Genomic DNA, 23,527 nt, shown 5'->3' on the forward strand with positions numbered 1-23,527 from the left:
ATTTGCAGCCAATGAGCACAGGGAGGGACGAGCGACATGATGGATCTCAACGACATGCTGTACTTCGCCGAGGTCGTGGAGCGCGGCGGCTTCGCCTCTGCCGGGCGGGCGCTGGGCATACCCAAGTCGCGGCTGTCGCGGCGCGTGGCGGAGCTGGAGGCCCGGCTGGGCGTGCGCCTGCTGCAGCGCACCACGCGCAAGCTCTCGCTGACCCAGGTGGGCGAGGCCTATCTGCGCCATTGCCAGGCCATGCGCGATGCGGCCCTGGCCGCCGCCGACACCGTGGCCGAGGTGCAGACCGAGCCGCGCGGCACCATCCGCGTGAGCTGCCCCGTGACCCTGGCGCAGACCGTGCTGGGCGAGCTCATGCCCCAGTTCCTGCAGCGCTGCCCGCTGGTGCATGTGGAAATGCAGGTGACCAACCGGCCCGTGAACCTGGTGGAGGAGGGCATCGACGTGGCGCTGCGCGTGCGCCCCAGTCTGGAGGACAGCGGCTCCATGGTCGTCAAGCGGCTGGATGTGGCGCGCCAGATCCTCGTGGCCAGCCCGGAGCTGCTGGAGCGCCAGGGCACGCCGCGTGCACTGGCCGACCTGCAGCACCTGGACAGCATGTCCATGTCGGCGGTGGATGGCCAGTCCAGCCTGCTGCTGGTCGGCCCCGAAGGCCGCGAGCAACGCCTGCAGCTGCAGCCGCGCTATGTGGTGGATGACCTGCTGACGCTGAAATTCGCGGCGCTGGCCGGCAGCGGCATGTGCTGGCTGCCCGACTACATGTGCCATGAGGAACTGGCCGAAGGCCGGCTGGTCCATCTGCTGCCGGGCTGGGAGCCGCCGCAGGGCATCGTGCATGCGGTCTTCCCCTCGCGGCGCGGCCTGGCGCCGGCCGTGCGGCATTTCCTGGACTTCCTCGGCGAGACCGTGCCGGGGCGAAACAGCCACGCCACGCGCGAGCCGGCGGTGCGCTGAGGCTGCACCCCGCCACGCCATAAGAAAACAACAAATCGTTCGTTGGGATCGTCGGCGGCGTTCTCCACAATCGGGGCCCATGTCCAGCAATGGACAGTCCAGGAGAACCCATGAATCCCCACCGCATCATCATCGTGCCCGGCTGGCGCAACTCCGGTCCTGACCACTGGCAAAGCCTGTGGGCGCAGCAGCTGCCGCATGCCGAGCGCGTGGAGCAGGACGACTGGCTCGTGCCGCACCGCGAACCCTGGGTGGCCGCGCTGGAGCAACTGGTGCTGTCCCGGCCCGAGCCCGTGGTGCTGGCCGCCCACAGCCTGGGCTGCATCACGGCCGCGCACCTGGGTCCCGAGGCCAGTGCGCGCGTGCGCGGTGCGCTGCTGGTGGCGCCGGCCGATCCCGAGCGCCGTGCCCAACTGGCCGACTTTGCGCCCGTGCCCTATGCGCCGCTGCCCTACCGCAGCGTGCTGGTGGCCAGCAGCAACGATCCCTACTGTCCGATCCGCCGGGCCGGCGCCTATGCGCGGGCCTGGGGAAGCGAGTTCGTGCGGCTGCAGAACGCGGGACACATCAATGTCGAATCGGGTTTCGGCGACTGGCCCCTGGGCCTGGCGCTGCTGCAGTCGTTGATGCAGGGTGACAGCTGGCAGCCCGCGCAACCCCGGCCTGCCGTGCGTGCGCCGCGCGTTGCCGGTGCACGGGCAGCGGTGCCGGCAGGCGCGGGCGCCCCCTGGGCCGCCGGGCTGTGAGGTGGCGGCTGGCGAAGACGGTGGGCCAGGCTTCTTATATGGAAGCAGGCCATTAACAAACAAAAATATATTCTTTTGAGTTTTAAGCCAGCGTTCGCACAATGTGACTGTCTGTGAATCCACCGCAGAGATGTCCACTAATAAAAGGCAGCGAACCATGCATTCTTTGAAGCTCAAGACTTTGTTGGCCACCCTGGCGCTGGCCGCCGCAGGAACCGTATCGGCGCAGAACCAGCTGCTCAACGTCTCCTACGACGTGGCGCGCGAGTTCTACAAGGACTACAACGCCGCCTTCGTCGCCCACTACAAGAAGACCAAGGGCGTGGACATCAAGGTGGACCAGTCGCACGGCGGCTCCAGCGCCCAGGCGCGCGCCGTCAACGACGGCCTGGCTGCCGATGTGGTGACCTTCAACACCACGACCGACGTGCAGTTCCTGGCCGACAGCGGCGTGGTCGCCAAGGACTGGGCCAAGAAATTCCCCAATGACGCATCGCCCACCACCTCGACCATGCTGTTCCTGGTGCGCAACGGCAACCCCAAGAACATCAAGGACTGGAGCGATCTGACCCGTCCCGACGTGAAGGTCGTGGTGGTCAATCCCAAGACGGGCGGCAATGGCCGCTACGCCTACCTGGCGGCCTGGGGTTCGGTGCGCGAGAAGGGCGGCACCGATGCGCAGGCGGCCGAGTTCGTGCAGCAGCTCTACAAGAACGTGCCCGTGCTGGGCAAGGGCGGTCGCGATGCGACCAGCATCTTCCTGCAACGCAACATCGGCGACGTGCTGATCACGTTCGAGTCCGAAGTGGTTTCCGTGGAGCGCGAATTCGGCAAGGGCAAGGTCGATGCCGTCCATCCCTCGGTGTCCATCGTGGCCGAGAACCCCGTGGCCGTGGTCGAGCGCACCGTGGCCAAGAAGGGCACGGGCCAGCTGGCGCACGACTACCTGGCCTGGCTGTACTCCGACGAAGCCCAGGAAATCGCCGCACAGCACGCGCTGCGCCCCCGCTCCGAGGCCGTGCTCAAGAAGCACGCCGACGTGTTCAAGCCCATCAAGCAGTTCACCGTGGCGAAGTACTTCGGCTCGCTGTCCGAAGCCCAGAAGGTGCACTTCAACGACGGCGGACAGTTCGACAAGATCTACGTCCCCGGCAAGTAAGCACGCAAGCAGGCATGAAGGCGGCGCAGTCCGCCTGAGGCCCCCTCCCCACACTGGCTGATTTGGAATCCAACATGGTGTCTGCCGTTCCGACCAGCCCAAGGCCTGGCGCCGACGCTCCTGTGCCCGCACCGTCCGGTGCGGCGCGCAAGGGGCGCGGCGCCAAGCGCGTTTTGCCCGGCTTCGGGCTGACCTTGGGCTATACGCTGTTTTATCTGAGCCTGATCGTGCTGATCCCGCTGTCGGCACTGCTGTTCAAGACCTTCTCGCTCACCTGGCCCCAGTTCTGGGAGGCCGTGGCCTCGCCGCGCGTGCTGGCCTCGTACCGGCTGACGTTTGGCGCCTCGTTCGCGGCGGCCTGCGTGAACCTGGTGTTCGGCCTGCTGATCGCCTGGGTGCTGGTGCGCTACAAGTTTCCGGGCAAGAAGATCGTCGATGCGCTCGTCGATCTGCCCTTTGCCCTGCCCACGGCCGTGGCCGGCATTTCGCTGACTGCCTTGCTGGCCGGCAATGGCTGGGTGGGCCAGTACCTGGAGCCCTACGGCATCCAGCTGGCCTTCAATCCGAACGGCGTGGTCATTGCGCTGATCTTCATCGGCCTGCCGTTCGTGGTGCGCACGGTGCAGCCTGTGCTGGAGGATTCGGAGAAGGAGCTGGAGGAGGCCGCCACCAGCCTGGGCGCCTCGCGCTGGCAGATCTTCTACAAGGTGATCCTGCCGGCCATCACGCCCGCGCTGCTCACGGGCTTTGCCATGGCCTTCGCGCGCGCCATCGGCGAGTACGGCTCGGTCATCTTCATCGCGGGCAACATGCCCATGATTTCCGAGATCACACCGCTGATCATCATCGGCAAGCTGGAGCAATACGACTACGCAGGCGCCACGGCCGTGGCTGTGGTGATGCTGCTGTTCTCCTTCGTGATGCTGCTGGTCATCAACGCGCTGCAGGCATGGCAGCGCAAGCATTCGGGAGGGGCTTGAGATGGCGTTGTCTCCACAGGAAGCATTGCTTCTCAAGATCATTGGCGCGGTGCTGGTCGCCGTGCTGGTGCTGTACAGGCTCACGGCGCCCCCGAAGGGCCGGCGTGAAAAGCTCTCCACCACCGAGCCGCGCGCTGTGCGCTGGATTCTCACGGGCATTGCGCTGACCTTCATCGGCCTGTTCCTGGTGCTGCCACTGGCGGCCGTGTTCACCGAGGCGCTGCGCAAGGGCTGGGATGCCTATGTCGCCGGCCTGCAGGAGCCCGATGCCTGGTCGGCCATCAAGCTGACGCTGATCACGGCGCTGATCGCCGTGCCGGTGAACCTGGTGTTCGGCGTGGCGGCGGCCTGGTGCATTGCCAAGTTCCAGTTCCGTGGCAAGGCCTTTCTGATCACGCTGATCGACCTGCCGTTCTCGATCTCGCCCGTGGTGGCGGGCCTGATGTACGTGCTGGTGTTCGGCGCCCACGGCTGGTTCGGCCCCTGGCTGGCCGAGCATGACATCAAGATCATCTTCGCCGTGCCCGGCATCGTGCTGGCCACCATCTTCGTGACCTTCCCCTTCATCGCGCGCGAGCTGATCCCGCTGATGCAGGCGCAGGGCAGCGACGAGGAGCAGGCCGCCATCGTGCTGGGCGCCACGGGCTGGCAGACCTTCTGGAAGGTCACCGTGCCCAACATCAAGTGGGGCCTGCTGTACGGCGTGATCCTGTGCAATGCGCGTGCCATGGGCGAGTTCGGAGCGGTGTCGGTGGTCTCGGGCCACATCCGTGGCCAGACCAACACCATTCCGCTGCATGTGGAGATCCTCTACAACGAGTACCAGTCCGTTGCCGCATTCGCTGCCGCATCGCTGCTGGCTTTGCTGGCCCTGGTGACCCTGGTCATCAAGTCGGTGGCCGAGTGGCGTGCCGAGCACCAGGCCAAGGCCGCAGCCGAGCTGCCTCCCGAGCGCCCCACGCCGGCTTCCCAGGCATCCCGTGTGCCGCAGGTGTCCTGAGGCCCGCCCCGACCAGAAAAGAGCAAGAGCAAGACCATGAGCATTGAAATACGCAACGTCAGCAAGCAGTTCGGCGATTTCCAGGCCCTGCGCGATGTGAGCCTGGACATCCAGTCCGGCGAACTCATCGCGCTGCTCGGCCCCTCGGGCTGCGGCAAGACCACGCTGCTGCGCATCATCGCGGGGCTGGAGACGCCCGACGTGGGCAGCATCCACTTCAGCGGCGAGGACACGACCGACGTCCATGTGCGCGAGCGCAACGTGGGATTCGTGTTCCAGCACTACGCGCTGTTCCGCCACATGACGGTGTTCGAGAACGTGGCCTTCGGCCTGCGCGTGAAACCCCGCAGCCAGCGCCCCAGCGAAGCCCAGATCCGCGACAAGGTGATGAGCCTGCTCAAGCTGGTGCAGCTGGACTGGATCGCGGACCGCTTTCCGTCCCAGCTGTCGGGCGGCCAGCGCCAGCGCATCGCGCTAGCCCGCGCCCTGGCGGTGGAGCCCAAGGTGCTGCTGCTCGACGAGCCCTTCGGCGCCTTGGATGCCAAGGTGCGCAAGGAGTTGCGCCGCTGGTTGCGCCACCTGCATGACGAGCTGCATGTGACCTCCATCTTCGTGACCCACGACCAGGAGGAGGCACTGGAGGTGGCCGACCGCGTGGTCGTCATCAACCAGGGCCGCATCGAGCAGGAAGGCACGCCCCAGCAGGTCTGGGACAACCCGGCCACGCCCTTCGTCTACGGCTTCCTGGGCGACGTCAACCTCTTCAAGGGCCGCGCCAGCGATGGCCGCGTCTACCTGGACGACGGCACCCAGCTGGACAGCCACGACGCCAAGGGCGCCAGCGACAGCAAGGCCTTCGCCTATGTGCGCCCGCACGATCTGGAGGTGGAGCGCTACTCGCCAGGACAGAACCTGGACGTCCAGGGACGGCCCACGGGCATCGTCGTGCAGCTGGCCCGCGCCATCGTCGTGGGGCCCATTGCGCGCCTGGAACTTATTCCATCGGAGAGCACCGAAAGCACGGACAATGCCGAAGAGGGTGGCCTGATCGAGGCGCAGATTCCTGCGCAGCAGTTCAGGGACATGGCGCTGCGCGAGGGGGAAACCCTGGTGGTGACACCGCGCCGCGCCAAGGTGTTCCTGGACGAGGCGGCTGGCATCTGACGGCGCGGCAACGGTTTCCTGCACCCGCTGAACAGGGCTGCAGCGCCGGGCCGGCGCCGCAGCCCTGATTTCATTCAACCGGGTGACGAAAGACAAGAATGCTTCAATGGTTTGACAACGCTCCGCGCCGCATCCTGGCGCTCATCAGCCTGGCCTGCGTGGCCATGCTGGCCTTCGGCATGTATCTGCAGCATGTGGTCGGGCTGGAGCCCTGCCCGATGTGCATCGTGCAGCGCTACGCGCTGATCGGCGTGGCCATCTTCGCGGGCCTGGGCAGCGCACGCGGCGGGCGCGGCTGGCTGATGGGTTGGGGCATCGCGGCGCTGGTCGCCGCAGGCTTTGGCGCCTTCGTCGCCGCGCGCCAGAGCTGGCTGCAGTGGTATCCGCCCGAGTTCGCCACCTGCGGGCGCGACTTCTACGGAATGATCGAGAACTACTCCATCAGCCGTGCCGTGCCCATGATCTTCCGTGGCTCGGGTGACTGCGTTGCCGTGGACTGGAGCTTCCTGGGCGGCTCCATCGCCAACTGGTCCTTCATCTGCTTCGCCATCATGAGCGTGGCCGTCTTGGTGCTGCTGGTGCGCGGCGCTGCCCGCAGGCGCTGAGCCCTAGGCTGAGGCTTGCGCCAGTCGCCGCTGCAGCGACTGCGCCAGGGTGCTCAGGATGAGCCAGCAGGACGTGGCGCCCGCGTCCAGCACGCCGATGGAGCGCGGCCCCAGCCGGGCCGAGCGCCCGATGCGGGCCTGCAGGTGGCGCGTGGATTCCTTGCCTGCCTCGGCCGCGGCCTCCATGGCCTGCAGCGCCTCGCGGAAACCGGCGCCGGCCTGCAGCGATTGCCGGTAGGCCTGCAGGGCCGGGGCCAGCGTATCGATGAGGGTCTTGTCGCCCACCCGGGCCTTGCCCATCTCCTGCACATCGGCGACGGCCCGCGCCAGCGCCTGGCCGAACAGGGCGGCATCCATCTCCTGCTCCGGCCCAAGAACATCGGCAAAGCCCTGGAAGAAGCTGCCGTACAGCGGGCCCATGGAGCCGCCGATATCGTCCATCAAGGCCTGGGACAGCTGCTGCAGCGCCGCAGGCAGCTGCGCCGCCTGGCTGGCGTCCATGGCATCGAGCCGTGCGCCGCAGCCGGAAAAGCCCTTGGCCATGTTGATGCCGTGGTCGCCATCGCCGATCAGGCCGTCGATCTCGCTCAGGAACTCCCGGTGGTCGACGATGGCCGTGATCAGTTCACGCACGATGCTGCCCGCGCCATCGAGCGCGATGGCCGGCCCTTTGCTGGTGCGCCTTGCGGCTGGGGGGCGGGCGGTTTGTGCCTGTTCCTGCGCCTGTTCCTGCGCCTGTGCCGGCGTCCGTGCCGGAGCAGAGGGCAGCGTTGGAATGGCCTCCTGCGCCTGGGGCGGCAGCCCGCCGGCCAGGGTCAGGGCGACTGACTGGCAGGGCGCTTTGAGGCAGGCTTCCAGCGCATCGTCCAGCTGCATCAGCGTGAGCGTGATGCCCATCATCTCCAGCGAGGTGAAGAGATTGCCCACGAGCCGGAAGGCCACCTGCATGCCGCGTTCTTGCAGGCGCCGAGCGACCTCGCCATAGAGGATGTACTGCTCCATCAGCGGCGTGGCGCCCAGGCCGGACAGCAGCACGGCCACGCGGTCGCCCGGGGCGAAGGGCAGGTCGGGCAGCAGGGTGTCCAGCATGCGCTCGGCCATATCGGCCGCCGTGGCCGTGCGGTGCACGGACATGCCGGGCTCGCCATGGTGGCCTATGCCCACCTCCATGCTGCCGCGCTCGATATGGAAATTGGCCTTGCCCACGGCGGGAATGGTGCATGCCGACAGGCCGATGCCGATGCTGCGCGTGCGGGCCATGGCGTGCCGGGCGATGGCGATGACTTCGTCGAGGCTGGCGCCCATGGCCGCCCGGGCGCCCGCCACCTTCCACATCAGGATCTCGCCGGCCACGCCGCGGCGGCTGGCCTCGTCGCCCCGCGCGGCAGAAGGCACGTCGTCGTTGGCCACCACGGTCCTGACCGCCATGCCTTCGGCTGCCGCCATCTGCACGGCCATGGCCACGTTCATGTTGTCGCCTGCGTAGTTGCCATACAGGCAGGCCACGCCGGCGCCGCCATCGGCCGCGCGCATGGCGTCGTAGAAGCTTCTGGCCGTGGGGGACGAGAAGACCTCGCCCACGGCGGCGGCGTCGCACAGGCCTGCGCCCACATAGCCCAGAAAGGCCGGTTCGTGGCCCGACCCGCCGCCCGTCACGATGCCCACCTTGCCCCTGCGTGGCGCGCCATGCAGGCGCACGACGCGGGCATTGCCGGCGTCGATGCGCAGGGTGTCGCCATGGGCGGCGATCCATCCCTGGAGCATGTCCTCCACCACCCGGTCGGGGTCGTTGATCACGCGGTTGGTCGTCATGCCGTTGTCTCCTCCAGGTGCAGTCCCGGCGGGTGTGCCGAAGACTGTTCATATGATCATTGAGTGGTCATTTTTGATTTGTTGAAATTGGCATGTCAATGCCTTTTGGCTATTCAATAGCCAAGGGAAAACGATAGGATTTGATGAATTTTGTAGAAAATTCAACGGGTTACGTATTCATCTTGCCGACTCACATAGCTATCGTTGTTTGACAACTGCTCTTCGATTGAGAAGACTCTCGTAAAACATTGATCAAATGATCATGTGATGGTCTTTTGTAATGAAGGGGATGCCATGAAGCTGGCCATCGGCTGCGACGAAGCCGCCTGCGACCTCAAGAACGCCGTGAAGCAGCATCTGCTGGCCCAGGGCCACGAAGTGGCCGACTTCGGCACGCATGACGGCGAGCCGGTGCTCTACCCCGACATCGGCATCGCGGTGGCGCAGGCCATCGTCCAGGGCCGCCATGAGCGCGGCGTTCTCCTGTGCGGCACGGGCATCGGTATGGCCATTGCCGCCAACAAGGTGGCAGGCATCCGCGCCGCGCAGGCCCATGACACCTATTCGGCCGAGCGCGCCAGCCGCAGCAACGACGCGCAGATCATCACGCTGGGCTCGCGCGTGATCGGGGTGGAGCTGGCCAAGGCCATCGTGGACCGCTTCCTCGCATCGCGCTTCGATGGCGGCAGCTCGGCCCTGAAGGTGGATGCCATCACCGGCTTCGAACGCTCGCAGGCCGCCGCGGCCGGGCGCGGGCAGGGCGCGTGACCATGGACACCGGCACCAGCACCGGCACCGCACTGCTGCAGGCGCGCGGCGTGGCCAAGAGCTTTGGCGGCGTGCCTGCGCTGCGCAACGGCTGCCTTGAGCTGCAGGCCGGCAGCGTGCACGCGCTGTGCGGCGGCAATGGCGCAGGCAAATCCACCTTCCTGAACATCGTGATGGGCCTGTTGCGACGCGATGCCGGCGAGATACTGCTCAAGGGCCGGCCGGTGGATTTCGCCACGCCGCATGAGGCGCTGGCGCACCGCCTGTCCATCATCACGCAGGAGCTGTCGCCCATCCCGGGCATGAGCGTGGCCGAGAACATCTTCCTGGGCCGCGAGCCCCGGCGCGCCGGCATGGTGGTCCGCCATGCCGCGCTGCTGGAGCAGGCGGATGCGCTGCTCAGGCAGCTGGGCTTCGATATCGATCCGCGCGCGCAGATGGGCCGCCTGAGCCTGGCGCAGACCCAGCTGGTGGAGATTGCCAAGGCCCTGAGCCGGCAAAGCGAGCTGATCATCATGGACGAGCCCACCTCGGCCATTGGCGAAAGCGAGACCGCCATCCTCTTCGACGCGATACGCCGCGTGACCGCGCAGGGCGCCGGCATCCTCTACGTGTCGCACCGCCTGACGGAGATCTTCACCATTGCCGACAGCTACACGGTGTTCCGCGATGGCGGCTTCGTGCAGACCGGCGCGCTGGCCGATATCGACCGGCGGCAGCTGGTGAAGCTCATCGTGGGCCGGGAGGTCCGCGCTGCCGCCAGCGAGCGCAGGGCTGCGGCGCCGGGCGAGCCGCTGCTGTCGGTGCAGGGGCTCACGCGCCGGGGCGAGTTCGAGGACATCAGCCTGGACGTCGCCCCCGGCGAGGTGCTGGGCATCTACGGACTGATGGGATCGGGCCGCAGCGAATTCCTCAACTGCCTGTACGGCCTCACGCGCGCCGACCAGGGGCGGGCGAGCCTGGGCGGACGGCCCCTGCCGCGCGGCAATCCGGCGGCGTCGATCAAGGCGGGCCTGGCCCTGGTGACCGAGGACCGCAAGGCCACGGGGCTGGTGATCAGTTCCTCGGTGCGCTTCAACACCAGCTTGCCCGCACTGCCAGGCCTGCAGCGCGCCGGGGTGGTGGATGGCGCAGCAGAGCGCGTGCTGGTGGGCGGCCTGCTGCAGCGCCTGCGCGTGAAGCTGGCCAGCCCTGCCATGCCGGTCTCCGGCCTGAGCGGCGGCAACCAGCAGAAGGTGGTGCTGGCCCGTTGCATGGCCACCAATCCCGTCTGCCTGCTGTGCGACGAGCCCACGCGCGGCATCGACGAAGGCGCCAAGCGCGAGGTGTACGCCTTCCTGGCCTCGCTGGCCGCGCAGGGCCATGCCGTGGTGGTGGTGTCCTCCGAGGCGCCGGAACTGCTGGAGCTGAGCGACCGCATTGCCATCTTCCGCAAAGGCCGGCTTGACCGCGTGGTGGCCGGCCACGGCATCACGCAGGAGGCGCTGATGCACCTCGCGTCCTGAGCCCGGGCGATGCCCGTGCAGCGTTTTTCCCCTTGCCTTTCACAACACACAGGAGACATGACCATGCCGTTTTTCCGCTTCACCACCGTGCTTGCAGCCGCGCTTGTCGGTGGGCTGTTCCTGGCCGCAGCGCAGGTCCGGGCCCAGGCTCCGGCCCCGCTGTCGGCACCAGCACCAGTGCCATCGCCGGCCAAGCCCTACCGCATAGGCGCGGCCGTCTATGGGCTCAAGGGCGAGTTCATGCAGATGTGGACCAAGGAGCTGAAGGCGCATCCGGCCGTGAAGGACGGCACGGTGCAGATCACCGTGTTCGACGGCAACTACGACGCGCTGACGCAGAGCAACCAGTTCGACGCCATGATCACGCAGAAGTACGACGGCATCCTCTTCGTGCCCATTGACCTGAAGGCGGGTGCGGCGCCCGTGCACAAGGCGGTGAAGGCCGGCATTCCCGTGGTGGGCTCCAACACGCGCGTGCAGGGCGATGTGCTGACTTCCTACGTGGGCAATGACGATGTGGTGGCCGGCCGCATGCAGGCCGAGGCGCTGATGAAGGCCATCGGCGGCAAGGGCAATATCGTCGTCATCGAAGGGCCCATAGGCCAGTCGGCACAGATCGAGCGGGCGCGCGGCAATGACGAGGTGCTGGCCCGCCACAAGGACGTGAAGGTGCTGGCGCGCAAGACCGCCAACTGGTCGCGCGCCGAGTCCATGGGACTGATGGAGAACTGGCTGACCGCATTCCCGGGCCAGATCCAGGGCGTGATCGCCCAGAACGACGACGAGGCCCTGGGCGCGGTGCAGGCCATCAAGACCAAGGGCATCGATATCAAGACCATCCCGGTGGTGGGCGTGGACGGCGTGGCCGCCGCCATCACGGCCGTCAAGCGCGGCGAGATGACCACCAATTTCCAGGATGCCCAGGCCCAGGCGCAGGGCGCGCTGGATGTGCTGCTGCGCCAGCTAGTCGGCCCGTCCTACCGGCCGCGCTCGGTGGTATGGAGCGAGTATGCCCAGGCCATGCCCTGGGGCGATGGCACGGCCAAATCCTACGAGGTGCCCTGGACCGCCATCGTGCCCGCCAATGCCGACGCCTTCTTGCAGAAGGTGCGCAAATGAGCGCCGCCGGCCTGGAGCGGGACTTCGACGGCCGCACGGCCCTGGTCACCGGCGGCGCGGGCGGCATCGGCCTGGCGATTGCCCGGCAGCTCGCCCAAGGCGGTGCGCGTGTCGTCCTGGTGGACCTGGAGCGGCAGGCACTGGACGTGGCCGCTGCCAGCCTGGCGGAGCCCCGGCACCACCTGGCGCTGGCGGTGGATGTGACCAGGCCTGCGGGCGTGGAGCAGGCGGTGGCCACCGTGCTGGAGGCCACGGGCCGCATCGACATCCTGGTCAACAGCGCCGGCGTGGCGCTGCTGGAGCCGGCCGGCGAAATCAGCGAGGCGGCGTGGGAGCGCACGCTGGCCGTCAACCTCACGGCGCCGCTGCTGCTGGCCCAGGCGGTGGCACCGGCCATGCGCCGCCAGCGCCACGGACGCATCATCAACCTGGCCTCGCAGGCCAGCGTGGTCGCGCTCAGGCGCCATGCCGCCTATTGCGCCAGCAAGGCGGGCCTGGTGGGGCTGACGCGCGTGCTGGCGCTGGAGTGGGCGACGGACGGCATTACCGTCAACGCCATCTCGCCGACGGTGGTGGACACGCCGCTGGGCCGCCAGGCCTGGGCCGGGCAGGTGGGGGAGGCCATGCGGGCACTCATCCCCACGGGCCGCTTTGCGCAGCCCGAGGAGGTGGCGCGGCTGGCCGTGTTCCTGGCCGGTACGCACGCCGGCATGCTGACGGGCGAGAACATCGTCATCGACGGGGGCTACTCCATCCAGTGAGCGGCCTGCCGGCCCCACGCCTTTCTTCCATCAACGCGGGAGTTCTCCATGACGAATCTTCAAGCCGCATCTTCGCCGCCGCTCTTGGGGCGGCGCGCGCCGGACCTGCGCAGCCTGCGCGAGCGCTACGGCGTGGTCATCGCGCTGGTTGCGCTGTGCGCGGCGCTGGCGCTGGCCAACCCCCATTTCATGACCTGGGGCAACTGGGCCGACATCCTGCGCCAGACCTCCATCAACGGCATCCTGGCCATCGGCATGACGTGCGTAGTGCTGACGGCGGGCATCGACCTGTCGGTGGGCGCCATCCTGGCGCTGGCCGGCATGGTCGGCGCCTGGCTGGCGGCCGATGGCCAGGGGCTGGCGGTGAGCGTGGGCGCCGGGCTGGGCGTGGGCATGCTGCTGGGCGGCGTCAACGGCCTGCTGGTGGCCTGGTTCGCGGTGCCGCCCTTCGTGGCCACGCTGGGCATGCTCAGTGCAGCGCGCGGCCTGACCTACATCTACAACGACGGCATGCCGGTGTCCGAGCTGCCCGACGGCTTTCTTGCCATCGGCGCCGGCCAGCTGGGCCCCGTGCCCATGCCCATCGTGATCTTTGCCGTTGCCGTCGCGGTGTTCGCCTTCGTGCTGCGCTACACCGTGTATGGCCGCTACATCTACGCCGTGGGCGGCAACCTGCGCAGCGCCAAGACCAGCGGCATCAACACCCGCGCCATCGTGCTGCTGGTCTATGTGGTCAGCGGCCTGCTCGCGGGGCTGGCCGGCATTTTGCTGGCATCGCGCACCACGGCGGCGCTGCCGCAGGCCGGCGTGTCCTACGAGCTGGACGCCATTGCGGCCGTGGTGATCGGCGGCACCAGCCTGTCGGGCGGCACGGGCAGCCTGGGCGGCACGGTCGTCGGCGCCCTGCTCATCGGCGTGATCAACAACGGGCTGAACCTGCTGGGCGTGTCCTCGTACTACCAGCAACTGATCAAGGGCGTGATCATCGTCGGCGCCGTGCTGCTCGACAGTTCACGCCGCAGGGCATGAAGCGCTGCGCCCACGTCCTGTCCACCATCTGCAATCCGGGAGAGTTCCATGCAAAACACCCTGCCTGACGCCGCCGATACGAACATGCTGGCCGTGGTCTGCCACGGGCCCAGGGATTACCGGCTCGAACGCGTCGCGCGTCCGCAGGCCGGGCCGCGCGAGCTGGTCATCCGCGTGGCTTCCTGCGGCATTTGCGCGGGCGACTGCAAATGCTGGGCTGGCGCGCTGCGCTTCTGGGGAGATCCGGAAAAAGGCCGCCCCGCCTATGTGCGCCCGCCGGTGATCGCGGGCCACGAGTTCTGGGGCCATGTGGTGCAAGTGGGCGAGGGTGCCCAGGAGCACCACGGCGTGCAGCTGGGTGACCGGGTGATCGCCGAGCAGATCGTGCCCTGCCATGCCTGCCGCTATTGCAGGACCGGCTTTCGCTGGATGTGCGAGGTGCACGATGTCTACGGCTTCCAGGGCCAGGTAGCCGATGGCGGCATGGCCGAGTACATGCGCCTGTCCGCCCGCGCCGTGGTGCACCGGATTCCCGAGAGCGTGGCCTTCGAGGATGCGGCCATCACCGAGCCGCTGTCCTGCGCCATCCATGCCGTCAACCGCGGCGACATCCAGCTCGATGATGTGGTGGTCATCGCCGGCGCGGGCACGCTGGGCCTGCTCATGGCCCAGGTGGCGCGCCTGAAGACGCCGCGCAGGCTGGTGGTCATGGACCTGTCGGACCAGCGCCTGGCGCTGGCACGCCGCTGCGGCGCCGACGTGACCATCAACCCCGCGCGCGAGGATGCCCGCGCCATCGTGCACGCACTGACCGACGGCTACGGCTGCGATGTGTACGTAGAGACCACGGGCGCGCCCTCGGGCGTGACGCAGGGGCTGGACCTGGTGCGCAAGCTCGGCCGCTTCGTGGAGTTCAGCGTCTTCGGGCGCGAGACCACGGTGGACTGGTCCATCATCGGCGAGGAAAAGGAGCTGGACTTGCGCGGCGCCCACCTCAGCGCCCATTGCTACCCCATCGCCATCGACCTGCTGGCGCGCGGCCTGGTCACCTCCGAGGGCATCGTCACCCACCGCTATGCGCTGTCGGAGTGGGAGAGCGCCATCCGGGTGGCCGATTCCATGGACTCGGTCAAGGTCCTGCTGCTGCCCCACGCTGGCGAGGCCCGGTGAGCGGCGCTACACTGCGCGCCTTTCCCGGCACCCTTGGAGGCACCCTTGACTGAAAGCGACCTGACGCGACTGGCGACCCTTTACTACGTCGATGGATGCACGCAGGACCAACTGTCCAAGGAGTTCGGCATCTCGCGCGCCACCGTCGGGCGGCTGCTGCGCCGCGCGCAGGAAGAGGGCATTGTCGAGATCCGCGTGCGGCCGCATTCGCTGGTGTCCGCCGACCTGGAGCGGCAGCTGACCGAGCGCTTTCACATCAAGCGCGCACTGATCGCGGTGGACCACAAGGATGCCGACCGGCAGCGCGAACTGCTGGCAGGCCTGGTGGCCAGCGAGCTGGAGCGCATCCTGGTCGATGGCTCCATCGTGGCCGTGGGCATGGGGCGCAACGTGTCCTCGGTCTCCGAGCACGCCCTGTCCGCCACACGGCGGGAGTGCCACTTCGTCAGCGCCATCGGCGGCTCCTACCGTGGCGGGGAGGCGATGAACGCCGACCACATCGCGCGCCGCCTGGCCGCGCGCTTTGGCGGCAAGTCCGAGTCGCTCTATGCGCCGGCCCTGGTGGGCGATCCGCAACTGCGCAAGGCACTGCTGGACAACGACACCGTCAGGCACACCCTGGACAAGGCGCGCCGTGCCGACATCGCCCTCATCGGCGTGGGCGATGTCAGCGTGGACAGCAACATGGCCCGCATGGGCTGGTTTTCCGCGCAGGAGATCTCGGACGCCCGCCGCGCGGGCACGGTGGGCGACATGATGGGCTACGACTTCATCGACATCCACGGCCAGCCGGCCGCAACCCCCATGCAGGACCGCGTCATCGGCCTGAGCCGCGAGGACCTGCTGCGCATACCCAACGTCATCGCCGTGGCGGCGGAATCCAGCAAGGTCACGGCCATCCTGGGCGCCCTGCGCACCGGCGCCATCGATACCCTGGCCACCACCACGGCCAACGCCGCTGCCGTGCTGCAGCTGGACGATGTCATGGGGACGACGCACTGACGCAGCGGGGGAGGCGCGGCTCTTGGGCGGCGCGCCTAGTTCGACGCGCGGCGGTAGAAGGCCAGCGAGCCTGCCAGCGCCAGCAGCATGCCGCCGCACAGACGGTCCAGCCACATCACGGCCCGCCCGCGCAGCAGCCGCGCGGCGCGTGATCCGGCGAAGGCATAGGCCAGCATCACCAGGAAATCGATGAGCGCGAACACCAGCGCAATGGCGATGTACTGCGGCGCCTGGGCGGCCGCCGGGTCGATGAACTGGGGCAGCAGGGCCGAGCAGAACAGGTAGCCCTTGGGATTGGTCACGGCGACCAGGAACGACTTGAGCAGCACGGTGCGGGCGCTGTAGCCGTCGGCGCCAGTCTCTGCCTTGCCGCCACCCTGGGGTGCCGACAGCGATCCGCCCTGGCTGCGCAGCATGCGCAGGCCCAGCCAGGCCAGGTAGGCCGCTCCCGCCCACTTGACCACCGAGAACCAGAACTCCGAGGCCGCCAGCAGCGCGCCCAGGCCCAGCGCGACCGCGCCGACCAGCACGAAGTCCGACAGCACGGCGCCCAGCATGCCCGGCAGGGCGCGGCGCACGCCGTGGCGCGAGCCATTGGCCAGGGCCAGCAGCACGGTGGGACCGGGGGTGATGATCGCGATCAGCGCGACCAGGGAGAAGACGAGCAGGGTGGCGAGGGTCATGTCGGCGAAGGCTCAGGCGGTTGGCAACAGCCTGCCACTGTGCCAGTTTTGCCTGCCTTGCGCAGCCCTTGCCGACCCGGGGCGGGGCACACGGGGCGGGCAGGCGTCAGTCGCTGCCCACGCCACCGGCGGCAAAGACCGGGCCGCGCGTGCCGGGCACCCAGCCCGGGTAGGTTTCCATCACTTCGGCGAACAGGGCCGAATCGATCCAGCGCTGCAGCCAGGCCTGCAGATGCGGCCAGGGCTGCTCGTTCCATTGCGACTCGTCGATGCGCGCGTACTGGCGCACGAAGGGGCGCAGCGCCATGTCGGCCAGGCTGGGGTTCTGCCCGAACAGGTAGCCGGTGGCCTCCAGCTGGTCGTCCAGCTCGGCCAGCCAGGTCAGGGCATCGGCCTGGGCGTGGTTGACCTCTTCGGCCGTATAGCGCTCGGGGTACTTGCAGCGGTCCAGGGCGTGCTTGAAAAAGCCGTCGTTGCGCTCGATCAGCGCCAGCATGTCCTGCAGCGAGCCGCTGGTCGGTGCCAGCCAGCCATCCGGGACATTGGCGCGCAGCGCGTGCAGCATGACATCCAGGCTCTGCTCGATCACGCGGCCGTCCTCCAGCACCAGCACGGGCACCGTGCCCTTGGGCGATGCATCGAGCAGCGCCTGCGGCTTGTTGCGCAGGTTGATTTCGCGCAGCTCGCAGGCCAGGCCGGCATGGGCCAGCGCCAGACGGGCGCGAATGGCGTAGGGGCAGCGGCGAAACGAGTAGAGAACCGGCAGGGTCTGGGTCATGGAGCGGGAACGGGGCTAGGGGCCAAAAGCGGCAGATGATAGCGCCGGGGCCAAAGTCGGGCGGCCTGCGGGTCTTGCCGCGGGCGTCCGTGGCTATTGCAGCTGCGCCAGCAGCCATTGCCTGAAGGTCTTGAGCGCCGCGCTGGGTGCGCGCGAGCGCAGGTGGGTCAGCCAGTAGGCGCCCGTGTCCACCTCCTGCTCGAAGGGGCGCACCAGCCGGCCCTGCTGCAGCAGGTGCTGGAACATGCGCGCCGGCAGCAGGGCCACGCCCGCGCCCTGGGCGGCCGCCTCGGCCAGCGTCAGCGAGGAGTCGAACATGGCGCCGCGCGCCAGCGGCGCGCTCTGGTCCAGCGTGGCAAACCAGCTCTCCCACTCCTGCAGGCGGTACGAGCGCAGCAGCGTCTGCCCGGCCAGGTCGGCCGGCTGGCGCAGGCGCTGGGCCAGGGCCGGGGTGCACATGGGCGTCAGCGGCGCGCGCAGCAGCAGCTCGGCGCGCGTGCCCTGCCAGGCGCCGTCGCCAAAGCGCACGGCCGCATCCAGCCCTTCGCCGGCCAGGTCCACGCGGTTGTTGTGCGTGAGCAGTCGCAGGTCGATGTAGGGGTGCTGCTGCTGGAACTGGCCCAGCCTGGGAATCAGCCAGCCGATGGCGAAGGTGCCGACCACGCCCACGGTGAGGACCTCGCGCGGGCGCGGTTCGGCCACCTGCTGCAGCGAATGCTCTATGCGCGCAAAGCTCTCGGCCACGGCAGGCCACAGCGCATGGCCTTCGTCGGTCAGCGCCAGGCCGCGCGGCAGGCGCCGGAACAGCGGCTTGCCCAGGCGCTCCTCCAGGTTGCGGATGTGCTGGCTGACGGCGGCCTGGGTCACGCACAGCTCGTCGGCCGCCCGCGTCAGGTTGAGATGGCGCGCGGCCGCGTCGAACATGCGCAGGGCATTGAGGGGCAGTTGCATGGTGAGCCAATAGTTTTTCTAAGGGATGCTGCCAATTATTCACGCTGGTCGCAGATTGGGCGCGGCGCTATCGTTGCGATTGTCGATCTGCAACTGAAAAGGAAAAACAATGCAAAGACGCGATTTTCTGATGACAGGCGGCGCGGCCGCCTGGATGGCGGCCGGGCTGGCCGGCTGCGCCCTGCCATCAAAAAAACAGGGGGCTGCCGACCAGGCCTTCAGGACCGAGCTGGCGCGCATCGAGAAAAGTGTGGGCGGCCGGCTCGGTGTGGCCGTGCTGGAGGCGGAGTCGGGCGCCAGCGTGGACCACCGCGGCGACGAGCGCTTTGTCATGTGCAGCACCTTCAAGCTGCTGCTGGCCGCCCAGGTACTGGACCGCGTGCAGCAGGGCGATGAGCGCCTGTCGCGCCGCGTGCACTACGCCAGCTCCCGGCTGGTTCCCTACTCGCCGGCCAGCGGCCCGCGTGCCGGTGACGGCGGCGGCATGACCATCTCCGAGCTGTGCGAGGCCGCCGTGGTGCTCAGCGACAACACGGCCGCCAACCTGCTGCTGGACGCCAGCGGCGGCCCGCAGGCGCTGACGCAGTGGCTGCGCGCCAGCGGCGACGAGACCACGCGCCTGGACCGCATGGAGCCCGAGCTCAACGAAGGCCTGCCCGGTGACGAGCGCGACACCACCACACCGCTGGCCATGGTGCAAAGCATGCAGCGCCTGCTGCTGGGATCGGTGCTGGACGGCCATGGCCGCGCCCTGCTGCAGCAGTGGCTGGTGGCCAGCCGCACGGGCGACAAGCGCCTGCGCGCGGGCATGCCGGCCGGCTGGCGTGTGGGTGGAAAGACGGGCACCGGCGATCGCGGCACGACCAACGATGCCGTCATCGCCTGGCCCACGCCGCAAAGCGCACCGCTGCTGGTGACCGGCTACCTCACCGAATGCCCGGCCGACGCGCCGCAGCGCGATGCGGCGCTGGCAGCGGCCGGCAAGGCGGCCGCACGCTGGCAGGCAGCAGTGCAAGGCTGAGTTGCGCCACCATGCCGCTTGATTTGGGCGATTTCAGAAAATTGGCGCGGCCTGAAGACGAGAGACACCGAGGAAGGGCCTGGGCCGGCCGCGCCGCCCCCGCACCGAGGGTGTCGCCGGCCGCCCGTATGTCCCCTTCGTGAGGGGGAAGGCGCACAGCGCCTCAGGGGGTTACAACTTCTTGACCAGGACTTGACTTTTGCGGTCCCAGTTGTACTTGGCCTTGCGAGCCTCGGGCAGCCAGTCGGGGTCCACGGGCTGGAAGCCGCGCTTGATGAACCAGTGCATGGTGCGCGTGGTCAGCACGAACAGGCTGTCCAGGCCCTGGGCCTTGGCGCGCTGCTCTATGCGCTTGAGCAGCTTCTCGCCATCGCCCGTGCCCTGGCTCTTGGGCGAGACGGTGACGGCCGCCATCTCGGCCGTCCTGGCGCTGGGATAGGGGTAGAGCGCGGCGCAGCCGAAGATCACGCCATCGTGTTCGATGATGGTGTAGTGGGCGATGTCGCGCTCGATCTCGGTGCGGCTGCGCTTGACCAGGGTGCCGTCCTTCTCGAAGGGCTCGATCAGCTGGATGATCCCGGCCACGTCGTCGGGCGTGGCCTCGCGCAGCTCCTCCAGCTTCTCGTCGATGATCATGGTGCCGATGCCGTCGTGCACATAGATCTCCAGCAGCAGCGCGCCGTCGATGGCGAAGGGCAGGATGTGGCTGCGCTCCACGCCGTGCTCGCAGGCATGCACGCAGTGCTGCAGGTAAAAGCCCGTGTCCGTGGGCTGCTCGGGCGTGGGCAGCTCGGCCAGCATGCGGCGGGCCGTGGCCAGCGGCAGCTCGGTGTCGATGGGGTTGGTCTCGTCGGCCGGGCCCGTAGGGTCCATGCGGATGCCCGGCACCTCGGTCATGAAGATCAGCTTGTCGGCCTTCAGCTCGATGGCCACGCGCGTGGCCACCTCTTCCATGCTCAGATTGAAGGCCTCGCCGGTGGGCGAGAAGCCGAAGGGCGACATCAGCACCATGGCATCCATGTCCAGGGCGCTGCGGATGCCGCTGACATCGACCTTGCGCACCAGGCCCGAATGCTTGAAATCCACGCCGTCCACGATGCCCACGGGCCGCGCCGTGAGGAAGTTGCCCGAGATCACCCGCACCCGCGCGCCGGCCATGGGCGTATTGGGCAGGCCTTGGCTGAAGGCAGCCTCGATCTCGTAGCGCAGCTGGCCGGCGGCTTCCTGGGCGCAGTCCAGCGCCACGGAGTCGGTGATGCGCACGCCGCGCGAGTACTGGGCCTCATGGCCCTTGGCGGCAAGCTGTTCGTTGACCTGGGGACGGAAGCCATGGACCAGCACGATCTTCACGCCCATGGCCTGGATCATGGCCAGGTCCTGGACGATGGAGCTGAGCTTGCCCGATGCGATGGCCTCGCCCGTCAGTCCCACCACAAAGGTCTGGTGTCGGAACTTGTGGATATAGGGAGCCACGGACCGGAACCAGGGGACGAAGGTGAAGTTGAAGACGGTGGACATGGTGGTCAGTCGGGGCATCGGGCCGATGCCGGGCAGAAAAAAAAGGCCTGCGGACAGGTCCGCCAGGACATGCTCGCGCAGGCAGGCGCCAGTGTAGCGGCATGACGCGGCACCTGCGCACAGAAATGGAATGGAACGCCACGCAAATCGGCCCTGCTGCACAGTGCCGGGGGCACAAGGCACAGGACCTTGTCCGACGGGGGCCCGCCTGCAAGCCCGTGTAAGCTTCGCCACCATCGGTGAACCACGCAAGGCGCCCCCATTCATGCCATTGAGCGCTTCCATGTTTTTTCCGTTGCTTGCGCGGCCCGCGCGCCTTGTGCCGTGGCTGGCGGCGCTGGGCATGGTCGCAGGGGCGGCCCAGGCTGCAGGGGAGGCTCCGGCCTCCCAGGCTGCCGCCGCGATGAGCTTCGTGCAGGCCCGCCAGGCGCTGCTGCAGGGCTCCGACCAACTGGCCGCCTCGGCCAAGGCCGTGGAAAGCGCGCGGCTCAGACGCCAGGGTACGCAGGGGCTGGGCGGGCCTTCCGTGGCCATCACGGGCCTGGGCTACCGCTACTCGGCCAATGCCGACATCGATCTCGATCCTGCGCGGCGCACCCTGGACGGCGTCCTCGGCCAGCTGCCGCCCTCTGTGGGGCCGGCCATTCCCTCGCTGCCGCAACTGCCCACCTCCTATGCCTTGCAGCGCAAGAGCACGAATGCCTCGGCCAGCCTGTCCCTGGTCTGGCCGCTGTACCTGGGCGGCCTGTCCGATGCGGTGCGCAGTGGCCTGGACGCTGCCACCGACGAAGCCCTGGCCGATGCCGCCAGCAGCAGCCACGCCCTGCATTCGCTGCTGGTGCAGCGCTACTTCGGCGCCCAGCTGGCCGAGCGGGCCGCACGGCTGCGCGAGCGTGCGCTTGAGGGCGTGCGCGTGCATGACGCGGCCGCGCAAAGCATGCTCAAGGCGGGCGTGATCTCCCGGCTGGAGCGCCTGCAGGCCCGTGCCGCGCTGGCCGACGCCGAGCAGCAGGCGCGCAAATCGCGCGACGACGCAGACCTGGCCGCAGCGGCGCTGGCGCGCACGGTCAAGGCGCAGCGGCAGGTGCTGCCCAGCACGCCGCTGTTCGTCAGCAGCCGGCCTTTGCCGCCGCTGGACGGCTTCGTCACCGCGGCCCAGTCGCACCATCCGGGTCTGGACAAGGTGCAGGCCAAGAAGCGCCAGGCCGAGTCCCTGCACGACGCCCAGGAGGCGCTGCGCCGGCCGCAGCTGCTGGCCTTCGGTTCGCGCGAGGTCAACACCAGCGGCAAGCCCAACTGGGTGGCAGGCGTGGCTGTGCGCTGGACGCTGTGGGACAGCATCGACCGCGATGCGCTGGCCGCCTCCTCGCAGCGCAAGATCGAGCAGGCCGAGCTGACCCAAGCCCAGGCGCTCAGCGACATCGCGCTGCTGGTCGAAAAGAACTGGCTGGGCGTGGAGCAGGCACGCCGCCAGTACCAGGCCCAGCAGGCCCAGGAGGATCTTGCGCGCGAGCTGCTGCGGCTGCGCGAGGCCGGCCTGCGGGAAGGCACCAGCACCACGCTGGACCTGATCGATGCCAGCCTCAATCTCGCCAAGGTCCAGACCCAGCGTGCCGAACTGGCCAACCAGTATGTGCAGGCCCTGGCCGCACTGCTGGAGAGCACGGGCCAGAGCGAGGAATTCGACCGATTCATGGCCCAGGCCGACATACAGATCCCACCCGACGCACCATGAGCACAGCCACGCCCGACCATCCCCGCAGCGCCCCCGAAACACCCGGCCCCGCGCCCGTGCCGCCGGGGCGCAGGCGCCCCTGGCTGGCCCTGGCCATCGTGCTGGCCGTGCTGCTGCTTGTGGCCTGGGGCTTTTGGCGTGCGGCGCAGCCCGCCCCCCTGTATTTCCAGGGCCAGATGGAGGCACGCGAGACCGACATCGCGCCCAAGGTCACGGCGCGCATCGCCAAGGTGCGGGTCACCGAAGGCCAGAAGATCCAGCCCGGCGATCTGCTGGTGGAGATGGACAGCCCCGAGGTGCGCGCCAAGCTGGCCCAGGCCGAGGCCGCGCGCGATGCCGCCCAGGCCCAGGCCGACAAGGCGCAGGCCGGCGCACGCCCGCAGGAAGTGCAGATGGCGCGCCTGAACTGGCAGCGCGCCCAGACGGCCGCCGACCTGGCCCAGACCTCGCTGCGCCGCGTGCAAAGCCTGTTCGACCAGGGACTGGTTGCGGCCCAGAAACGCGATGAAGCCGATGCCAACTGGCGCGCCTCGCGCGACCAGGCGCTGGCTGCGCGCGCGCAATATGAAATGGCGGCTTCGGGCGCGCGCCAGGAGGATCGCAGTGCCGCCCAGGCCCAGGCACGCCAGGTGCAGGGCGTGGTCGCCGAGGTGGAGGCCGCGCGTGCCGAGACCGAGCTGCGCAGCCCCGTGGGCGGCGAGGTGGTCCAGGTGCTGGCCCGCCAGGGCGAGCTGTCTCCGCAGGGCGTGGCCGTGGTCACCGTGGTGGATCTGGCCGACCAGTGGGTGGTGCTCAATGTGCGCGAGGACCAGCTTGCACGCTTTGCCCAGGGCAGCCGCTTCACCGGCCGCCTGCCGGGCCTGGACAACCGCGAGGCCGGCTTCGAGGTCTACTACCTGGGTGTGCTGCCCGACTTCGCCACCTGGCGCGCCACGCGTGCGGGCCAGGGCTTCGATGCGCGCACCTTCGAGGTCCGCGCGCGGCCGCAGCAGCCCATTGCAGGCGCGCGGCCCGGCATGAGCGTGGTCGTGGAAGGCGGCCGTTGAGCGGCCGGC

Annotated in this window: 22 protein-coding genes; 17 read left to right on the forward strand and 5 right to left on the reverse strand. The window is 68.6% G+C overall.

Going from position 1 to position 23,527, the window contains the following annotated elements; translation table 11 throughout:
* Positions 1–36: 36 nt before the first annotated feature.
* The 7 genes from ACF8LI_RS19665 (at position 37) to ACF8LI_RS19695 (ending at position 6,620) form a co-directional block, all read left to right on the forward strand.
* Complete coding sequence (locus tag ACF8LI_RS19665; protein WP_016453282.1) at positions 37–966, forward strand: LysR family transcriptional regulator; 930 nt, start codon at positions 37–39, stop codon at positions 964–966.
* Between the two features lie 110 nt (positions 967–1,076).
* Positions 1,077–1,712 carry an alpha/beta hydrolase gene (locus tag ACF8LI_RS19670; RefSeq protein WP_209672338.1) on the forward strand — a complete coding sequence of 212 codons (636 nt, stop codon included), beginning with the start codon at positions 1,077–1,079 and terminating at the stop codon, positions 1,710–1,712.
* Between the two features lie 157 nt (positions 1,713–1,869).
* Positions 1,870–2,871, forward strand: a complete 1,002-nt coding sequence (locus ACF8LI_RS19675; protein WP_026062880.1) for a sulfate ABC transporter substrate-binding protein — start codon at positions 1,870–1,872, stop codon at positions 2,869–2,871.
* 74 nt (positions 2,872–2,945) lie between these two features.
* Positions 2,946–3,851: a sulfate ABC transporter permease subunit CysT gene (gene cysT, locus ACF8LI_RS19680; RefSeq protein ID WP_013801696.1), complete on the forward strand. Its 906-nt coding sequence runs from the start codon at positions 2,946–2,948 to the stop codon at positions 3,849–3,851.
* Between the two features lies 1 nt (position 3,852).
* The gene (gene cysW / locus ACF8LI_RS19685; RefSeq protein ID WP_016453281.1) at positions 3,853–4,851 is read left to right on the forward strand and encodes a sulfate ABC transporter permease subunit CysW; all 999 of its coding nucleotides are present in this window, start codon (positions 3,853–3,855) and stop codon (positions 4,849–4,851) included.
* 36 nt (positions 4,852–4,887) lie between these two features.
* Positions 4,888–6,015 (forward strand): sulfate/molybdate ABC transporter ATP-binding protein, encoded by a 1,128-nt coding sequence (locus ACF8LI_RS19690; protein ID WP_016448258.1) that lies wholly within the window; start codon positions 4,888–4,890, stop codon positions 6,013–6,015.
* 98 nt (positions 6,016–6,113) lie between these two features.
* A complete protein-coding gene (locus tag ACF8LI_RS19695) occupies positions 6,114–6,620 on the forward strand; it encodes a disulfide bond formation protein B (protein ID WP_016453280.1) in 507 nt (168 codons plus the stop codon).
* Between the two features lie 3 nt (positions 6,621–6,623).
* Here ACF8LI_RS19695 and dhaL read toward each other — a convergent pair whose 3' ends face one another.
* On the reverse strand, positions 6,624–8,432 hold the full coding sequence (gene dhaL / locus ACF8LI_RS19700) for a dihydroxyacetone kinase subunit DhaL (RefSeq protein WP_392413970.1): 1,809 nt from the start codon (positions 8,430–8,432) through the stop codon (positions 6,624–6,626).
* 294 nt (positions 8,433–8,726) lie between these two features.
* Between dhaL and rpiB the strand changes: the two genes are divergently transcribed.
* The 7 genes from rpiB (at position 8,727) to ACF8LI_RS19735 (ending at position 15,786) form a co-directional block, all read left to right on the forward strand.
* Entirely contained in the window at positions 8,727–9,200 is a 474-nt protein-coding gene (gene rpiB, locus ACF8LI_RS19705; RefSeq protein WP_012206383.1) for a ribose 5-phosphate isomerase B, read from the forward strand.
* 2 nt (positions 9,201–9,202) lie between these two features.
* The gene (locus ACF8LI_RS19710) at positions 9,203–10,705 is read left to right on the forward strand and encodes a sugar ABC transporter ATP-binding protein (RefSeq protein WP_392413971.1); all 1,503 of its coding nucleotides are present in this window, start codon (positions 9,203–9,205) and stop codon (positions 10,703–10,705) included.
* A gap of 63 nt (positions 10,706–10,768) precedes the next feature.
* Entirely contained in the window at positions 10,769–11,824 is a 1,056-nt protein-coding gene (locus ACF8LI_RS19715; protein WP_392413972.1) for a substrate-binding domain-containing protein, read from the forward strand.
* A complete protein-coding gene (locus tag ACF8LI_RS19720) occupies positions 11,821–12,585 on the forward strand; it encodes a GolD/DthD family dehydrogenase (RefSeq protein ID WP_392413973.1) in 765 nt (254 codons plus the stop codon). Before ACF8LI_RS19715 ends, ACF8LI_RS19720 begins: the two co-directional genes overlap by 4 nt.
* Before the next feature lie 48 nt (positions 12,586–12,633).
* Positions 12,634–13,614 (forward strand): ABC transporter permease, encoded by a 981-nt coding sequence (locus ACF8LI_RS19725; RefSeq protein ID WP_392413974.1) that lies wholly within the window; start codon positions 12,634–12,636, stop codon positions 13,612–13,614.
* Positions 13,615–13,662: 48 nt separating this feature from the next.
* Complete coding sequence (locus tag ACF8LI_RS19730) at positions 13,663–14,784, forward strand: alcohol dehydrogenase catalytic domain-containing protein (protein ID WP_392413975.1); 1,122 nt, start codon at positions 13,663–13,665, stop codon at positions 14,782–14,784.
* A gap of 45 nt (positions 14,785–14,829) precedes the next feature.
* The gene (locus ACF8LI_RS19735; protein ID WP_392413976.1) at positions 14,830–15,786 is read left to right on the forward strand and encodes a sugar-binding transcriptional regulator; all 957 of its coding nucleotides are present in this window, start codon (positions 14,830–14,832) and stop codon (positions 15,784–15,786) included.
* A 35-nt stretch (positions 15,787–15,821) separates the two neighbouring features.
* On the opposite strand, the gene ACF8LI_RS19740 is transcribed toward ACF8LI_RS19735, so the two are convergent.
* The 3 genes from ACF8LI_RS19740 to ACF8LI_RS19750 form a co-directional block, all read right to left on the reverse strand.
* On the reverse strand, positions 15,822–16,469 hold the full coding sequence (locus ACF8LI_RS19740) for a LysE family translocator (RefSeq protein ID WP_016448251.1): 648 nt from the start codon (positions 16,467–16,469) through the stop codon (positions 15,822–15,824).
* Between the two features lie 106 nt (positions 16,470–16,575).
* Positions 16,576–17,247, reverse strand: coding sequence for a glutathione S-transferase (locus tag ACF8LI_RS19745; RefSeq protein ID WP_392413977.1), 672 nt, complete (start codon positions 17,245–17,247; stop codon positions 16,576–16,578).
* Positions 17,248–17,340: 93 nt separating this feature from the next.
* The gene (locus ACF8LI_RS19750) at positions 17,341–18,198 is read right to left on the reverse strand and encodes a LysR family transcriptional regulator (RefSeq protein WP_012206374.1); all 858 of its coding nucleotides are present in this window, start codon (positions 18,196–18,198) and stop codon (positions 17,341–17,343) included.
* Between the two features lie 109 nt (positions 18,199–18,307).
* Here ACF8LI_RS19750 and bla point away from each other — a divergent pair, with 109 nt between their 5' ends.
* On the forward strand, positions 18,308–19,219 hold the full coding sequence (gene bla / locus ACF8LI_RS19755; protein WP_392413978.1) for a class A beta-lactamase: 912 nt from the start codon (positions 18,308–18,310) through the stop codon (positions 19,217–19,219).
* A gap of 171 nt (positions 19,220–19,390) precedes the next feature.
* Here bla and argA read toward each other — a convergent pair whose 3' ends face one another.
* Positions 19,391–20,737, reverse strand: coding sequence for an amino-acid N-acetyltransferase (gene argA, locus ACF8LI_RS19760; RefSeq protein ID WP_012206372.1), 1,347 nt, complete (start codon positions 20,735–20,737; stop codon positions 19,391–19,393).
* 283 nt (positions 20,738–21,020) lie between these two features.
* Here argA and ACF8LI_RS19765 point away from each other — a divergent pair, with 283 nt between their 5' ends.
* Positions 21,021–22,472 (forward strand): TolC family protein, encoded by a 1,452-nt coding sequence (locus tag ACF8LI_RS19765; protein WP_154834009.1) that lies wholly within the window; start codon positions 21,021–21,023, stop codon positions 22,470–22,472.
* Positions 22,469–23,518: an HlyD family secretion protein gene (locus ACF8LI_RS19770; protein WP_034367432.1), complete on the forward strand. Its 1,050-nt coding sequence runs from the start codon at positions 22,469–22,471 to the stop codon at positions 23,516–23,518. Before ACF8LI_RS19765 ends, ACF8LI_RS19770 begins: the two co-directional genes overlap by 4 nt.
* Positions 23,519–23,527 lie beyond the last annotated feature (9 nt).

Origin of the sequence: Delftia sp. WSY_12, from assembly GCF_043104645.1 — a bacterium.
GTDB lineage: Bacteria > Pseudomonadota > Gammaproteobacteria > Burkholderiales > Burkholderiaceae_C > Comamonas > Comamonas tsuruhatensis.

Coding starts and splice junctions, on each gene's coding strand:
- ACF8LI_RS19750 (WP_012206374.1), bottom strand. CDS start 18,198: ATGCAACTGCCCCTCAATGCCCTGCGCATGTTCGACGCGGCCGCGCGC.
- ACF8LI_RS19710 (WP_392413971.1), top strand. CDS start 9,203: ATGGACACCGGCACCAGCACCGGCACCGCACTGCTGCAGGCGCGCGGC.
- ACF8LI_RS19690 (WP_016448258.1), top strand. CDS start 4,888: ATGAGCATTGAAATACGCAACGTCAGCAAGCAGTTCGGCGATTTCCAG.
- bla (WP_392413978.1), top strand. CDS start 18,308: ATGCAAAGACGCGATTTTCTGATGACAGGCGGCGCGGCCGCCTGGATG.
- ACF8LI_RS19670 (WP_209672338.1), top strand. CDS start 1,077: ATGAATCCCCACCGCATCATCATCGTGCCCGGCTGGCGCAACTCCGGT.
- ACF8LI_RS19730 (WP_392413975.1), top strand. CDS start 13,663: ATGCAAAACACCCTGCCTGACGCCGCCGATACGAACATGCTGGCCGTG.
- ACF8LI_RS19675 (WP_026062880.1), top strand. CDS start 1,870: ATGCATTCTTTGAAGCTCAAGACTTTGTTGGCCACCCTGGCGCTGGCC.
- ACF8LI_RS19695 (WP_016453280.1), top strand. CDS start 6,114: ATGCTTCAATGGTTTGACAACGCTCCGCGCCGCATCCTGGCGCTCATC.
- ACF8LI_RS19725 (WP_392413974.1), top strand. CDS start 12,634: ATGACGAATCTTCAAGCCGCATCTTCGCCGCCGCTCTTGGGGCGGCGC.
- rpiB (WP_012206383.1), top strand. CDS start 8,727: ATGAAGCTGGCCATCGGCTGCGACGAAGCCGCCTGCGACCTCAAGAAC.
- ACF8LI_RS19745 (WP_392413977.1), bottom strand. CDS start 17,247: ATGACCCAGACCCTGCCGGTTCTCTACTCGTTTCGCCGCTGCCCCTAC.
- cysT (WP_013801696.1), top strand. CDS start 2,946: ATGGTGTCTGCCGTTCCGACCAGCCCAAGGCCTGGCGCCGACGCTCCT.
- ACF8LI_RS19765 (WP_154834009.1), top strand. CDS start 21,021: ATGTTTTTTCCGTTGCTTGCGCGGCCCGCGCGCCTTGTGCCGTGGCTG.
- dhaL (WP_392413970.1), bottom strand. CDS start 8,432: ATGACGACCAACCGCGTGATCAACGACCCCGACCGGGTGGTGGAGGAC.
- ACF8LI_RS19740 (WP_016448251.1), bottom strand. CDS start 16,469: ATGACCCTCGCCACCCTGCTCGTCTTCTCCCTGGTCGCGCTGATCGCG.
- argA (WP_012206372.1), bottom strand. CDS start 20,737: ATGTCCACCGTCTTCAACTTCACCTTCGTCCCCTGGTTCCGGTCCGTG.
- ACF8LI_RS19715 (WP_392413972.1), top strand. CDS start 10,769: ATGCCGTTTTTCCGCTTCACCACCGTGCTTGCAGCCGCGCTTGTCGGT.
- ACF8LI_RS19720 (WP_392413973.1), top strand. CDS start 11,821: ATGAGCGCCGCCGGCCTGGAGCGGGACTTCGACGGCCGCACGGCCCTG.
- ACF8LI_RS19770 (WP_034367432.1), top strand. CDS start 22,469: ATGAGCACAGCCACGCCCGACCATCCCCGCAGCGCCCCCGAAACACCC.
- ACF8LI_RS19665 (WP_016453282.1), top strand. CDS start 37: ATGATGGATCTCAACGACATGCTGTACTTCGCCGAGGTCGTGGAGCGC.
- cysW (WP_016453281.1), top strand. CDS start 3,853: ATGGCGTTGTCTCCACAGGAAGCATTGCTTCTCAAGATCATTGGCGCG.